11 protein-coding genes are annotated in these 14,459 nt (G+C 40.0%); 7 read left to right on the top strand and 4 right to left on the bottom strand.

Annotated elements, in window-relative coordinates:
* The first annotated feature begins 30 nt into the window (after window positions 1-30).
* Window positions 31-651: a serine O-acetyltransferase gene (locus tag ACFFRD_RS11605; protein ID WP_114084080.1), complete on the top strand. Its 621-nt coding sequence runs from the start codon at window positions 31-33 to the stop codon at window positions 649-651.
* Window positions 652-846: 195 nt separating this feature from the next.
* Complete coding sequence (locus ACFFRD_RS11600) at window positions 847-1,974, top strand: tetratricopeptide repeat protein (RefSeq protein ID WP_392481571.1); 1,128 nt, start codon at window positions 847-849, stop codon at window positions 1,972-1,974.
* A gap of 139 nt (window positions 1,975-2,113) precedes the next feature.
* On the opposite strand, the gene ACFFRD_RS11595 is transcribed toward ACFFRD_RS11600, so the two are convergent.
* Window positions 2,114-2,809 carry a potassium channel family protein gene (locus ACFFRD_RS11595; protein WP_392481569.1) on the bottom strand — a complete coding sequence of 232 codons (696 nt, stop codon included), beginning with the start codon at window positions 2,807-2,809 and terminating at the stop codon, window positions 2,114-2,116.
* 178 nt (window positions 2,810-2,987) lie between these two features.
* Window positions 2,988-4,325, bottom strand: a complete 1,338-nt coding sequence (locus tag ACFFRD_RS11590; RefSeq protein WP_392481568.1) for a TrkH family potassium uptake protein — start codon at window positions 4,323-4,325, stop codon at window positions 2,988-2,990.
* A gap of 317 nt (window positions 4,326-4,642) precedes the next feature.
* Between ACFFRD_RS11590 and ACFFRD_RS11585 the strand changes: the two genes are divergently transcribed.
* The gene (locus ACFFRD_RS11585) at window positions 4,643-5,485 is read left to right on the top strand and encodes a methyltransferase domain-containing protein (protein WP_392481567.1); all 843 of its coding nucleotides are present in this window, start codon (window positions 4,643-4,645) and stop codon (window positions 5,483-5,485) included.
* A gap of 202 nt (window positions 5,486-5,687) precedes the next feature.
* Window positions 5,688-6,470 (top strand): ABC transporter ATP-binding protein, encoded by a 783-nt coding sequence (locus ACFFRD_RS11580; RefSeq protein WP_392481566.1) that lies wholly within the window; start codon window positions 5,688-5,690, stop codon window positions 6,468-6,470.
* 68 nt (window positions 6,471-6,538) lie between these two features.
* Here the strand turns inward: ACFFRD_RS11580 and ACFFRD_RS11575 are convergent, their stop codons facing one another.
* Together ACFFRD_RS11575 and ACFFRD_RS11570 are read right to left on the bottom strand one after the other, a co-directional pair.
* The gene (locus tag ACFFRD_RS11575) at window positions 6,539-7,216 is read right to left on the bottom strand and encodes a DUF1003 domain-containing protein (RefSeq protein ID WP_392481565.1); all 678 of its coding nucleotides are present in this window, start codon (window positions 7,214-7,216) and stop codon (window positions 6,539-6,541) included.
* Window positions 7,217-7,466: 250 nt separating this feature from the next.
* The gene (locus ACFFRD_RS11570) at window positions 7,467-8,129 is read right to left on the bottom strand and encodes a GIY-YIG nuclease family protein (protein WP_392481564.1); all 663 of its coding nucleotides are present in this window, start codon (window positions 8,127-8,129) and stop codon (window positions 7,467-7,469) included.
* 126 nt (window positions 8,130-8,255) lie between these two features.
* On the opposite strand from ACFFRD_RS11570, the gene ACFFRD_RS11565 reads away from it, so the two are divergent.
* The 3 genes from ACFFRD_RS11565 (at window position 8,256) to ACFFRD_RS11555 (ending at window position 14,267) form a co-directional block, all read left to right on the top strand.
* A complete protein-coding gene (locus ACFFRD_RS11565; RefSeq protein WP_163931438.1) occupies window positions 8,256-9,185 on the top strand; it encodes a carbohydrate ABC transporter permease in 930 nt (309 codons plus the stop codon).
* A gap of 632 nt (window positions 9,186-9,817) precedes the next feature.
* Window positions 9,818-10,387, top strand: coding sequence for a heme NO-binding domain-containing protein (locus ACFFRD_RS11560; protein ID WP_392481563.1), 570 nt, complete (start codon window positions 9,818-9,820; stop codon window positions 10,385-10,387).
* Window positions 10,377-14,267 (top strand): response regulator, encoded by a 3,891-nt coding sequence (locus tag ACFFRD_RS11555; protein WP_392481562.1) that lies wholly within the window; start codon window positions 10,377-10,379, stop codon window positions 14,265-14,267. Before ACFFRD_RS11560 ends, ACFFRD_RS11555 begins: the two co-directional genes overlap by 11 nt.
* Window positions 14,268-14,459 lie beyond the last annotated feature (192 nt).

Raw genomic sequence — 14,459 nt, 5'->3', positions numbered from 1 at the left:
ATCAAACCGGATTCCTATAGGAGTAATTTTATGCGTGACTTCATAATAAAATTGGTCAAAACTATCATCCAGATAATGAATGCTCCGATGCTCATATTGTTTATCGTCACTACAAAGAAAGAAGTGATTCTTGTGGATGTAAGACGATGGTCAAAGATAGTTGAGCTAGTTGATACTTCTGACTGGGTTAACTTGCTATATTTGCTTTATAAATATCCCGAATTCAGAAGTCTTTACTATTACAGAATTAAAAAAGGTAACTTTCTAGGATTGGTACTGATGCATATTATAAAATTCTTTTATAAAGAATGTCCAAGTCTATTTTTATATTGCGATAATATTGGTTCTGGACTATTTATTCAACATGGCTTTAGTACTATAGTAAATGCAAGAAGCATTGGTGATAATTGCTGGATTAATCAACAGGTGACAATAGGATACAGCAGTAAAAATAATTTTCCGACAATTGGCAACAATGTAATCATAAGTTCAGGTGCAAAAGTGATTGGCAACGTCACTATAAATGATAATGTGATAGTAGGAGCAAATGCAGTTGTAGTCAAAGATGTTCCCAGTAATTGTGTTGTTGTCGGTGTTCCAGCTTATATAATCAAGAGAGATGGCGTGAAAGTAAAAGAGCAGTTGATTTAAATTTGTTTATTAACAGATTATAAAACCTATAGAATATCGCACTAATTACGGTATGCAGAGCAACTGAACAAGGAGAAGGGTGTTTTTACAAAAGTCGGATGCTCCCAAAGTGAGAAATTCTTAATTTTTTGATTTGCAATTTTTCATGCTGTGGTGGGTACTCTGACTTATAAAGATATGAGCATAAGTACATCTATGTCACTCCTGTCTAGAAAAAGTCAAACTCAGCCCTGGTTACACTTCTTATTTCACCAAAACTCTGTTCAGAAAAAGCCCCTGTTCAGACTTCTGTTTGCTTTCTCTGCGTTTTTGGTCTTAGCTGCACCGGCAATTACTAATTTTCCAGGAAGCAAGCTGCTAGCAGAAACCGCAATTTCTCAGGATCTTGAAGCAGCTAGCTTTTTCCAACAGGGAGTCACGCGCTATAACCGCAAAGACTTACAGGGTGCAGAATATGCCTTTCGTCAGGCGTTGCAGCGAGATCCTAGCCTTGGGGCTGCGCTAAATTATCTGGGTAATATATTCATGGAGCAAAATCGCCTAGATGTAGCTTTACAAGAATATACAGAGGCGATTAGGATTAATCCTAATTTTAGTGAAGCTTATTACAACTTAGGGTTAGTGCTGCATCGTCAGGGACAAAAAGATGCTGCGATTACGGCTTATCGTCAAAGCCTGGTGATAGATCCCACAAAGGTAGCAGCGCTGTATAATCTGGGATTGGTTCTGTATGAACAAGGACAGCTACCGGAAGCGATCGCAAGATACCAGCAAGCGATTAATTTAGATAGCAGCAATGCCAACGCTTATTTTAACTTAGCGATCGCCTTGCAACAACAAGGTCAAACAGAGCAGGCGATCGCAACTTATCGTCAAGCCTTGCAGTCAGATCCTCAAAATGCCACAGCTTATAACAACATGGCAAATTTGCTAGCAATCCAAGGCCAAGCTTCTGAGGCTATTTCTGTTTATCGGCAAGCTATTCGCCTAAATCCTAAAAACGCCTCAGCTTACTATAATTTGGGAGTCACTTTATATAATCAAGGCGACATCAAGAAAGCTAATGGAGTCTTGAAACGTGCCCATACTGAGTATCGTGAACAAGGTAACATTGAGCAAGCTGAAAAAATTGAACAGCTAATGCAGCAAATTGCTCAGAAAATTCAGCCACAACAGCCTCAAGCCAGCCAAACAGCTACTCCCCCTCACACTCCAGACAACACAAGTAATGTAATACAAACACCTGAGCCACAAACGCCAAATCAACTAGAAAACCCTGTCTCAGTTGAACAACAATCTACTTCAACGAGTTCCGGACAATAAAAAAATCAGAGTTAGAAATAAATTAATAACTTCTAACTCTGCAAATTTTAGATTTTGAGTAGCAATTTTGGTGTGCTTACAGTGCAACTTGGATTGAAGGAAAAATCTAAAATTTAAAATTTAATGATTTCTAAATTTTTTAAATCGGCAAACGATTGATATCTTTATTGCAGCCAATAACTACCATTGCTGAACCACGCTCTAAACGCTTAGTGGGGTCAGGATTAATTATAAATTTACCATCCTGGCTCACTGCTAGCAAATTTAAACCGTAGCGGTTACGAAGTTGAAGCTCAGTGATTGTTTTGTCGTGAAATTCATCAGGCACAATCAACTCTACAATACTGTTATCTGGGTCTAGGTCAAACCGATCTAAGATTGCTGGTTTGGTAAGAGTACGCGCTAGGGCACAACCTGCTTCATACTCAGGAAAAACAACATGATCTGCTCCTACTCGCCGCAACAGTTTACTATGAACTTCACTAGAAGCTTTGGCAACTACATGAGGTACGCCAGCCTCTTTCACATTTAGGGTGGTTATAATGCTTTCTTGAACGTAGTTGCCAATCGCTACAATTACAGTATCAAATTCAAAAATTCCAGCTTCTTTTAGTGCGGCTGGTTCTGTAGAATCTAATTGCAAAGCATGACCAACTATTCCCTCAGTTAATGCTTCGGAAACTCGTTTTTCATCAATATCTGTTGCCAGTACTTGATAACCGAAGTTATGCAGTGTAGAGCAGACGGATCTACCAAAACGACCTAATCCAACTACAGCAAATTGTTGGTTATCTTTACGTAAACTGCGAAAAAAACTTAATGATGAAAGATTCACCCTTTTTATCCTTATAATGGCTCCCTGTATTTAGGGCAAAAAACGGTTATGATACTTGAATTAAAAATCTTATTTTTTGCCTTCCAATGTATATTTTATCAGTTTAGTTGTTAGTCATTAATCAGTTTTCAAGAATTATTCTCCTCTCCACTTGCCGATCCTTACTTCCTCTTCCTAACTATCCCACGAGTAAATTTTCTTCAGGATAGCTAATTCTGGTGGGGCGGGGGTCTCCTAGTACAGCGGACATCAGTAGTAAAATACCTACTCGTCCAACGTACATCGTGGCAATTAAGATGAGCTTTGCTGTTGTAGAAATACTTGCTGTAATGCCTGTAGAAAGCCCTACAGTGGCGAAGGCTGATACCACTTCAAACAAAATTTGAATAAAATCTAATGTTGGATCTGTGAGGCTTATTAAAATCGTAGCTAAAATCACGGTCGCTACTGAACCCACCAACACACCCACAGCTTTCAAAATTAAAGATGTTGCTATCTTGCGATCATATAATAAAACTTCTTCTTTTCCCTGGAGAATAGCTTTAGTGCAACTGGTTAAAACTCTCAATGTTGTTGTTTTCAGACCTCCTCCTGTACCACCTGGACTTGCACCAAGAAACATTAGTGCAATCGTAATAAATAGACCAGCAGTGGTCATTTTGCCAATATCGATGGTATTAAAACCAGCAGTCCTAGGAGTAACAGATTGGAACCAAGCTACTAACATTTGGTCGCGTAAATTTAAAGAACCAAATGTTTCAGGGTTTCTGATTTCTATACAGAAAAAAGCAACAAATCCTATTAATAATAATATAACAGTTGTGCTGGTTGCAACCTTAAAATCTAGAGAAAATCTTTGCATTTTAATAGATTTTTTTAAAATGCGATCGCGCAACCAAAAGTACATTTCTAAAATTACTTGATACCCAATTCCCCCAAAGATAATTAGTATTGTAATAGTGAAGACTACTAAGAAAGATGACTGATAGCCAATTAAGTTATCTTTAAATAAACTAAAACCAGCATTATTCCAAGAATTGATACTATGAAAAATTGCTAACCAAAGTCCTTTACTCCATCCATACTCAGGAACAAAAGCTGGTAAAAGTAAAAATATGCCTGTAATCTCAAAAATTAAAGTTGTAGCAATAATTGAACGGATAACTTGGGCGCTACCACTCATCCCTGGTCGATCTAAAGCTTGTTGAATTGCTATTTTTTGCCGCATATCAAACCTACGGCCAATGAGCAAAATCAGAAATGTGGTAGTTGTCATGTAGCCCAAACCGCCAATCTGAACTAATAGCGTAATAAACAATTGACCCCAAAAGGAAAAATAAGTACCAGGATCAACTACTGATAAACCTGTGACACAAACTGCGGATGTCGAGGTGAATAGTGCAACAATTGGGTCATTCCAGCTACCAGCACTAGTTGAAAAAGGCATCATTAACAGGATAGTCCCTACAGCAATGACAGCCAGAAATCCTAAACAAATTGTCCGAGCAACAGTCATAATTAATTCGTAATTCGTAATGGGCTTCTCTGCGAGACGCGAAAAGCGAATGCCCCGCTACGCTAACGTAATTCGTAGTTAAGAACGCTAGATTTAACCTGGGTTTACGCCTTTTGGATATCGTATCTTTTTTGGATAGTTGGTATAATTTTGAGCAAGAACAGTTTGTTCAGGTAAAACTGAGAAATTTTTCTAAAGAGGATTAATTCCGGTTTAGCTTTCTTAGAACAAAAATACCCTTATTTAATTAAAAACTATACATGGTAGTCTACCAGTATGTTTTTTTGAATTCTACTTCGTCTCAATACTACTTTTTCATGAGTGCAACACTTTACCAACAAATTCAGCAATTTTACGATGCTTCATCTGGTCTGTGGGAACAGATATGGGGCGAACACATGCACCACGGCTATTACGGCGCTGATGGTAGCCAGAAAAAAGACCGTCGTCAGGCTCAAATTGATTTAATCGAAGAATTGCTCAATTGGGCAAAGGTAGAAGCAGCAGAAAATATCTTAGATGTAGGTTGCGGTATCGGTGGTAGTTCTTTATACCTAGCACAAAAGTTTAATGCTAAGGCTACAGGGATTACATTGAGTCCTGTACAAGCTGCAAGAGCAACGGAACGCGCCTCAGAAGCTAATCTGAGTCTGAGAACACAATTCCAAGTCGCAAATGCTCAAGAAATGCCCTTTGCTGACAATTCTTTTGACTTGGTTTGGTCGCTGGAAAGTGGCGAACACATGCCAGATAAAACCAAGTTTCTCCAGGAGTGTTATCGAGTATTGAAGCCTGGCGGCAAGTTAATTATGGTGACTTGGTGTCATCGACCAACTGATGAGTCTCCATTAACGGCAGATGAGGAAAAGCACTTGCAGGATATTTATCGGGTGTATTGTTTGCCTTATGTGATTTCTTTGCCAGAGTATGAAGCGATCGCACGTCAGCTACCATTACATAATATTCGCACTGCTGATTGGTCAAGTGCTGTCGCCCCTTTCTGGAATGTGGTAATTGATTCGGCATTCACTCCCCAAGCGCTTTGGGGTTTACTAAATGCTGGTTGGACTACCATCCAAGGGGCATTATCACTGGGATTAATGCGTCGCGGTTATGAGCGTGGGTTAATTCGGTTTGGCTTATTGTGCGGCAATAAGTAGAATTCCACTTCAGCAAAAAGATGTAATCTAGGAGCATTGACGTAGATGTTCCTAGTGATACACTATTATACTTAAATACAAGATTTGGAGCGATCGCAGCAGGTATGATTCAGAAAGTTTAGCGATCACAAAACTTGTAAATTCTAATGCAGATATCGGGGAAACCTTCTAAAATTAAGTTTCTTATTGTTAAATTGCTGAAATGCCACTCGAACTGCAAAACCTAACAGGCGGTTACACCACAGTCCCAATTGTTCAAGACATTAACCTCACTCTGCAAACAGGAGAATGGTTGAGTTTAGTTGGTGCTAATGGTTCAGGTAAATCTACTTTATTAAAATTGCTGAGTCGTATTCTTTCCCCACACCAGGGAACAGTCCTACTTGATGGCAAAGCAATTCATTCTCAACCCCCAAATTTAGTTGCACAGAAACTCGCATTATTACCGCAACAACAAACCGTTCCCGTGGGCTTAACAGTGCGACAATTAGTAAGTTTAGGACGCACGCCACATCAATCTTGGTGGCAATGGGAATTAAACACCCAAGATTGGATGAAAGTAGAAGCTGCAATTCAAAAGACGCAACTAGAAAAATTGAGCGATCGCTTAGTTGAAGAACTTTCGGGTGGTGAAAGACAACGCGCTTTTTTAGCTTTAGCACTAGCGCAAGAACCAAAAGTTTTATTATTAGATGAACCGACAACTTTCTTAGATATCAACTATCAATTACAACTATTAGAACTACTGAAAAATCTGAATCAACAGCAAGAATTAACTATCGTTACCGTTCTACACGAACTAAACCTAGCGGCACGATATAGTTCTCGCATTGCTTTATTAAAACAAGGTCATCTTTGGGAAGTTGGCAAACCTGAAGAAGTTTTGACACCAAGTGCGATCGCCCAAGTATTTGGTGTGGAATCTGTGATTATTCACACACCTGTGGGTTTACAAGTTTGTGCAATTTCTGCTGTGTCGTTATGAGCCAATTACTTTTTTGATGCAAGTCAGTCACATGTACCCTTAAAAAATGCCTTCTTTATCTGAAATATTTATCGACGGATTAACTTATCAATAACTTTGTTAGTGTCACCAATTGGTTGATCAAAATTGAAAGCTTTATTAACAATAACTTGCTTGGGTAATTGAGCGCCATTTTGGACATATATTCCTGGCAATACACTCACTTTAAACTCTTTAATCTCTTTAACCTCTTTAGATTCATTCACTAGACTTACTTTAAGCTCATGAAGAACTCGCTGCTGTTCTTTGACAATTTGGGTTAGTTCGTTTAGTTGCTGAGTATGTAAGTCATCCAATTTTTCATGGAGAAGTTCAATATTTTGTCCAGCCCTTAAATTCACCTGATGATCAATTTCGGAGTTTTTCCGATCAGTATCAGACTGACGATTTTGACTCATCAAGACGATGGGTGCTGTGTAGGCTGAGGCAAATGAAAACACTAAATTAAGCATCATGAACGGTGATTCATCCCAGTGGGGAACCCCAGGCATTAAGTTGATACCAACCCATCCGGCTAAAACGGTGCTTTGCCCAATGAGAAATCCCCAAGAACCCACTTGCGCTGCAAATTTATCAGCAAGGCGTTGTCCGCGAGTCAGTTCTTGAGTGGAAGTGTTTTGGACTGCTGGTTGTATCTCCACAACTTGAGGTTTTTGAACTACTTTGGCATCAACATTGTTAGACGATACTTTTTTGAATGGATTCATGTTGCACCTCTTGGCGTTATTTCTGTCTGTGTTTATCCTGATGACTTTTAATCTACGCTGGTTAAACGATAGGAGCAAATATTGTTATTTTTCAAAACGATAGAAAAAAGTGATGATAAACAGAAAACTACCTTCAGATAGATCCCTAAAGCTGCGTCAGCAAAAATATTCATCTAAACACTTGGATAGCCCATTCTGTAAAGGGATGAGCTATCTAGTAGGGAAATAACGAGCAAACTGAACACTCATCCTAAGATTTGGTTTCTTGGGTCTGTGCGTCGATAATTACACTCCAGTCATCATTTGTTACAGCAGCTTCAAGTTGACGCTGACGTTCGGCTATACTCGCATCTATTGTTTCTGACTCTTTAGAAAGGGTTGTGTCAGCCATTGCTTTCCGCAGTTTTAGCTTTTTCTCCTCATAAGCTTGACGTTCCGCCTCCGACATTACCGCCTTTGCAGCTTCGCCTACTGTACTAGCCCACATTTCGCTTTCGGACGCATTACCAGGTGGTGTGGTTTCGAGTTCTGCTATCCACGCATCTCGCAAATCTTCCATATCTTGACGCTTCGGGAACTTGAATGCTTGCACGCGCACAAAAGCACACTTTTCCTGACCATTTTGGGTGATATGACTATTTAAGGAAAGCAAAACATTCCGAGAATAGCCAATGTACTGCACGAGGCGTTCTGCATCTAATACTGAGTAAACACCAGCAATTTTAGCGTTCTGAGCAGATGCACTCCAAGTCTCAAGACCAATGATTTCAGTACCATTGTTTGCCAGCTCAGGGGTTATACTCACCTCAATGGCAGTGTGTTCGTCATCGGAACTATACAAAAATTCATGTAGCCCACGGTGGTTTATGGGGACATTTTGATGTTCAATTGGCGGGTTGTGCTGGGTTTCCATCGTAGTTGATCTCTGAATTATGAATTAGCGACGCAAGCAAATATATGCCTTTAGAATATTGAAGCTTAAATCTACTCACATCCCCAAATTCTTGCTGACAAAGCGAAAACAACTATTAGACCTTATATGAATCAATTAACACCTAAAAATTGGATATTCATCAAACAGCGACTTACCCCCTATTTATTTTTACTACCCGCCTTGGTTCTTTTGGGGTTAACAGTCTTTTTGCCTGCGCTGCAAGCGTTTTACCTCAGCTTTACTAGCTATGAAGATATCGCCCAGCCGCCACAATGGATAGGTTTAGCCAATTTTCTTAAACTTTGGAAGGATGCAGTTTTTTGGAAAACCTTAGAAAATACCTTTTTATATCTTGTGGGCGTAGTCCCAATTTTGGTAATTGCTCCCTTATTGCTGGCAATTTTGGTAAATCAGAAACTGCGGGGGATGAATTGGTTTAGAGCAGCCTACTACACCCCAGTAGTAATTTCAATGGTGGTTGCAGGAATAGCTTGGAAATGGCTGTATGCAGAAAACGGATTACTGAATCAGTTCTTAAAAACTTTGGGGCTTTTTCCAGAAGGTATTCCTTGGCTAACTAGCCCAGCGAAAATTTTTGGTATTATACCAATTTCTCTTGCCAGCGTTATGGCTGTCACCGTGTGGAAGGGACTAGGCTACTATATGGTGATTTATTTAGCGGGGTTGCAATCAATTCCTGCTGATGTATACGAAGCTGCTGCGATCGATGGTTCCGATGGTATTAGCAAACATTGGGATATTACCATACCTTTGATGAAGCCATATTTAGCATTAGTAGCGGTGATTTCAGCTATTTCTGCAACCAAAGTTTTTGAAGAAGTATACATTATGACCCAAGGGGGCCCACTCAGTAGCTCAAAAACGATTGTTTATTACCTATATGAGCAAGCTTTTAGTAACTTAGAAATCAGCTATGCTTGCACAATTGGTTTAGTGCTATTTTTGATAATTTTAGGGTTATCAATTTTGCGATTAGTTATCAATCAAGAAGGTGGAGATAATATCACAATCTGAATATTTACTTAATTCCAGAAATATTGAAATTTGATACAAAAATTTACATTCTTTGTTATCAGTGCTTGAGGACAACGAATTGACTACAAGCATTGTGCAGCGCTCAATTACGAAACGTTGGCAGACTTGAATTACCTTTGTAGGTATGTGCGGAATCTTAGTAATTCCAGCATAAATATTATAGTGGCGGAAAATAAAGTGACATAATATACTTGTTGAATTGCCATCTGAACAGTCTATTAAACGCACATAACGACGCGCATCAAGACTAATTGAGATTTTCTACCAAATTTAGGATAAAAGGTGCGAAATCCATACTGGATTTGACTTGAGTAAAATACTTGTTTAGAGCGCGATGGGCTACACCCCACCATAGGCGATCGCAATTTACTACGAAAAAGTAAGGGTTACACAAATATTTCAATTAGTCAGCGAACCGACAGAAGGAAACTTGACAACTCTTTAAAAAAAATAATTTATACCAGAAGACCAAATAGAAGAACGAAGGTTATAAATTTTAAGAAATTACTAATTATAGGCTATATTCAATTTTTGTCTGATTAAAAATACTTTTAATATCAAAAGTTTGCCTAAGTAAGTTACCACTTTCTGGTTACATAGGAGCTAAGAGAATGTACGGTCTAGTTAACAAAGCAATTCAAGATATGATTTGCAAATACCACGGTGAGGATACTTGGGAAACCATTAAACAAAAGGCTGCACTTGAGGATATTGACTTTTTTATTGGTATGGATGGTTATCCTGACGATGTTACCTATTGCTTAGTTGAAGCCGCTTGTGAGGTATTGAGTATACCTGCACACGAAATTCTGAAAGCCTTTGGAGAATACTGGCTTACTTATACTGCCGAAGAAGGCTATGGAGAGCTTTTAGCCAGCGCTGGAAACTCCTTACCCCAGTTTATAGAGAATCTTGACAACCTTCATGCTCGGGTGGGTTTGAGTTTTTCGGAACTTCGTCCCCCATCTTTTGAGTGTGAACACAACAGTGATAAATCTATGGATCTTCACTACCAATCGACTCGGCAAGGATTATCTCCAATGGTGATTGGTCTACTCCACGGCTTGGCAAAACGCTTTGACACCAAGGTGGATGTTACCCAAATTAGTTTTCGTGAACAGGGAGATACTCACGATATATTCTCTATTAAATATAAAGATTCTCAGTCTGATGACAAATAATAATGCTATCGGGTCAAAGCAATTCAGTCTTAGTGCTGACCAATTTGCAGCATTGTTTCCCTTCCATCTGGTTATAGATCGAGAGATGAAGATTGTCCAAGCGGGTGAAGTGCTTCAGCGCATTTTAGAACCTATTACCATCCTCAATAGTTCCTTAGAAGAACATTTCCGCATCAATCGCCCCAACTGTCCAGTTAGTTTTGAAGCCATTTGCCAGCAGACGCGATCGCTCTTTCTCCTGCAATCCCACCACAAAGATATGCAGCTAAAGGGACAGATAGTGTATGTAGAGGACGACAATCATTTGGTATTTCTTGGCTCTCCCTGGATTACTGATATTACCGCTCTAAAAAAGCTAGAACTAAGCATTGATGATTTTCCTTTATATGATTCAGTTTCAGATTATCTGTTTCTCTTACAAGCTAAGAATTCAGCTTTAGCAGATGCCAAAAAACTAACTGCGAAACTCACAGAACAACGGGTAGAATTAAGAACCACAGCCTCTCGATTGACAAAGCTGATTGAAAGTTTACAGGTTGGTATTTTGCTAGAAGACGAGAACCGACACCTTGTTCTGGCAAATCAAGAGTTCTGCAATCTATTTGGTATTCACCTTGCTCCAGAAGCTTTACATGGACTGGATTGTCAGGAAGCATCCCAAATGAGTAAACAACTTTTTGTTGAGCCAGAACGATTTATCCAGCGCTTAGATAAGATATTGAGCCAAGGACAAATAGTTCTCAATCAGGAATGGCAACTTCAAGATGGACGAATCTTTGAACAAGACTATGTACCGATTGTGGTTGATCAGAAATTTTATGGTCATTTGTGGAAATATCGTGATATTACCCTCAGGAAACAATCAGAAAATGCCCTGAGATCGAGTGAAGAGCAGTTAAAATTGGCGCTGGATGCAGTAGACGAAGGGCTTTGGGACTGGAATTTAGCAACTGGAGAAGTTTATCGTAGCCCACGCTGGTACACAATGCTGGGTTATGACCCAGAGGAACTGGAAGACAATATTAAAATTATTAATAAGTTGATCCATCCAGAAGACCGACGGTTGGTGCAACAACGGCTGATAGCTCACCTCAGGGGTAAGACACCTTTCTATGAGGTGCAAGCACGCTTTCTCACAAAATCAGGAAAATGGAAGTGGATTTTGGATCGCGGTAAGTTGGTAAACCGTGACTCCCAAGGAAAATTCTTGAGAATAGTCGGGACTCATTTAGATATTACCGAACGCAAAAAGGCAGAAGAAGCTTTACAGGAGCAGTATCAACGCGCTCTTCTTCTCAAGCAAATTACTGAAGAAATTCGTCAGTCCTTGCAACTGGAAAAAATTCTCCAGACAACAGTAACGGAAGTTCAGCGTATTTTGCAAGCCGATCGCGTTTTAATTTTCCAAATTAAATCTGATGGTTCTGGTGAAGTTGTTCAGGAAGCAGTAGTCCCAGAATGGTCAGTGATTTTAAACAAGGATATCTGTGATGTTTGTCTTCAGGATCGATACTTAGATTTGTATCGTGACGGACAGATTACAGCCATTTCAGATTTAGGGCTAACAGGATTTAAACCCTGCCAAATTGAGCAGTGTCAGGTGAAAGCTAATCTGATCGTACCAATTTTGGTGCGGAAAGATTTGTGGGGATTATTAATTCTCCATCAGCACAATCGCCCCAGGCAATGGACTGAATTAGAAATGGATCTCCTCAAACATCTAGCAGATCAAATGGGTATTGCCCTCACCCAAGCACAATTGTTGGCTAAGGAAACCCGTCAAGCCGATTTGCTAGCACAGCAAAATGAAGAGCTTAACTTTGCCAAGCAAGCAGCCGAGGCTGCCAATATGGCCAAGAGTAATTTCCTCGCCACGATGAGCCATGAAATTCGTACTCCGATGAATGCGGTCATCGGCATGACTGGATTACTTTTGGATACTTCTCTTAAACCTGAGCAACTGGATTATGTAGAGACTATCCGTAACAGTGGCGATGCCTTGTTGACTATTATCAATGATATTCTCGACTTTTCTAAGATTGAGTCTGGCAATTTAGAGTTGGAAGAACAACCCTTTGACTTGCAAGTTTGTGTGGAAGAAGCCCTAGATTTGCTCGCTCCGCAAGCAGCTTTGAAAGGCATCGAACTGATGTATGAATTGCAACCGCACATACCAACTCTGATCATTGGTGATATTACCCGTTTGCGTCAGATTCTCTGGAATTTAGTGAGCAATGCTGTCAAGTTCACGAATGCTGGAGAAGTCGTTGTCACGATCACTGTACAGCAGCAAGTTCTCAAGCAGGAAGCCACAACTGCCGATCACGTATATTACGAATTTCTATTTGCGGTCAGCGATACAGGTATTGGTATACCTAGCGATCGCCTAGATAGACTGTTTAAGCCCTTTAGTCAGGTCGATGCCTCCATGACTCGACGTTATGGCGGTACTGGCTTAGGATTAGCGATCAGCAAGCGCCTGAGCGAAATTATGGGGGGCAGAATGTGGGTCGAAAGTGGAACTGTTAAAGGTTCTACCTTCTATTTCACACTTATGCTACAAGTTGATCCTTCTGCCATTGATAATTCTTTGAGTACTTATCCAGAGCTTGTCGGCAAGAAATTACTCTTGGCAGTAGATAACATCAATTTGAGGAAATGCTTAACCTGGAAACTTCAGAGATGGGGAGTAAATGTCCAACCTGTAGAATTAAGTGCTGTCGTCCCGTGCTTAATACAACAACATCCCTTTGACGTAATTATATTGGATATCGATAGCCCCCATCTGAATATCCTCGATCTGACGGCTCAAATCCGGGCTATACCAAGACAGCAAGGTTTACCTTTGGTGATGTTGAGTTTTAAAGGCAAGCAAACTTTAGAGGTAAGGCAGGTAGCCTCTGAATTTACTGCCTTTTTGCATAAACCTGTGCGACAGTACCAGTTACACAATACACTCTTACAAATTGTGCGTGGTAGTTGGTCTACCCAACGAGTTGATTCTAAAATTAGCATTGCTTCTTACTCCCGTTTGCCTACACCAAATCTCCCAACAATTGATGTCCAGCTTGCCCAAACTTTGCCACTCAAGATTCTCTTAGTTGAGGATGTGTTGGTAAACCAGAAAATTGCTCTCAAGATGCTGCAACGGTTGGGTTTTCGAGCGGATGTGGCTAATAATGGGTGTGAAGCTCTAGAAGCCTTGCAACGGCAACGCTACGATATTGTGTTTATGGACATCCAAATGCCGGAAATGGATGGCTGGGAAACAACTATTCGGATTCGTCAAGAATTCTCTCCTAATGTTCAACCCTGGATAACTGCAATGACTGCTCATGCTCGCCTGGAAGATCGTCAGGAGTGCTTAAGGGTAGGGATGGATGATTATATTAGTAAGCCGATTCGCATTGAGGCGCTCGAAGCGGTTCTGAAAAAGTTTGATATTCAGCAATGTCAAGATTCAGAGTCTCCCGATCTGATTGATTTATCTGAATCTGCATTACTCTCTAAATCCTCAAATTCCGATCTACAAGAGGCAATTGACCGACGTTTTCTGCAAGAACTACAAAACATGGGAGGCAGTGATGGTGAACAGCTAGTTGCTGAACTAATCCAAATTTACTTAGAAGATACTCCTATTAGAATACAGACAATTAAAGAGGCTATTGCTGCTGAAGACCGATCAAAGTTGCAAAAAGCAGCTCATGCTTTGCGATCGCCCAGTGTTAGTATTGGTGCTGTTAAGCTGGGCAATATCTGTGAAACCTTAGAAAATGCTGCGATAACTCAATCATTAGATCAAATCTCTGGGCTGATTAATCATCTAGAGAGTGAATATAAAAATGTCATTACGGCTCTTCAAAGCCTTTATTCTTCTTAAAGTAGGACTTACGCAGCAAGTACGAAATATAGGGACAATACCCTGCGGGTACTCCGTTGGAGAACTCGTAGAGTAGAAGGCGTTTTCCATCTACATGAATTGCCCCTACGGGAAATCAAGTTAGGTTAGCAGACCATTAATCTCTATAAAATATGGCTCAAATATCTAATTCCCAAGCAGAAATTTTAGTAA

The sequence above is a fragment of the Nostoc sp. C110 genome (assembly GCF_043099725.1).
GTDB classification, from domain to species: Bacteria; Cyanobacteriota; Cyanobacteriia; order Cyanobacteriales; family Nostocaceae; genus Nostoc; species Nostoc muscorum_A.
Note: the sequence above shows the minus strand (reverse complement) of the source record. Positions and strands in the feature narration are given on the sequence as shown.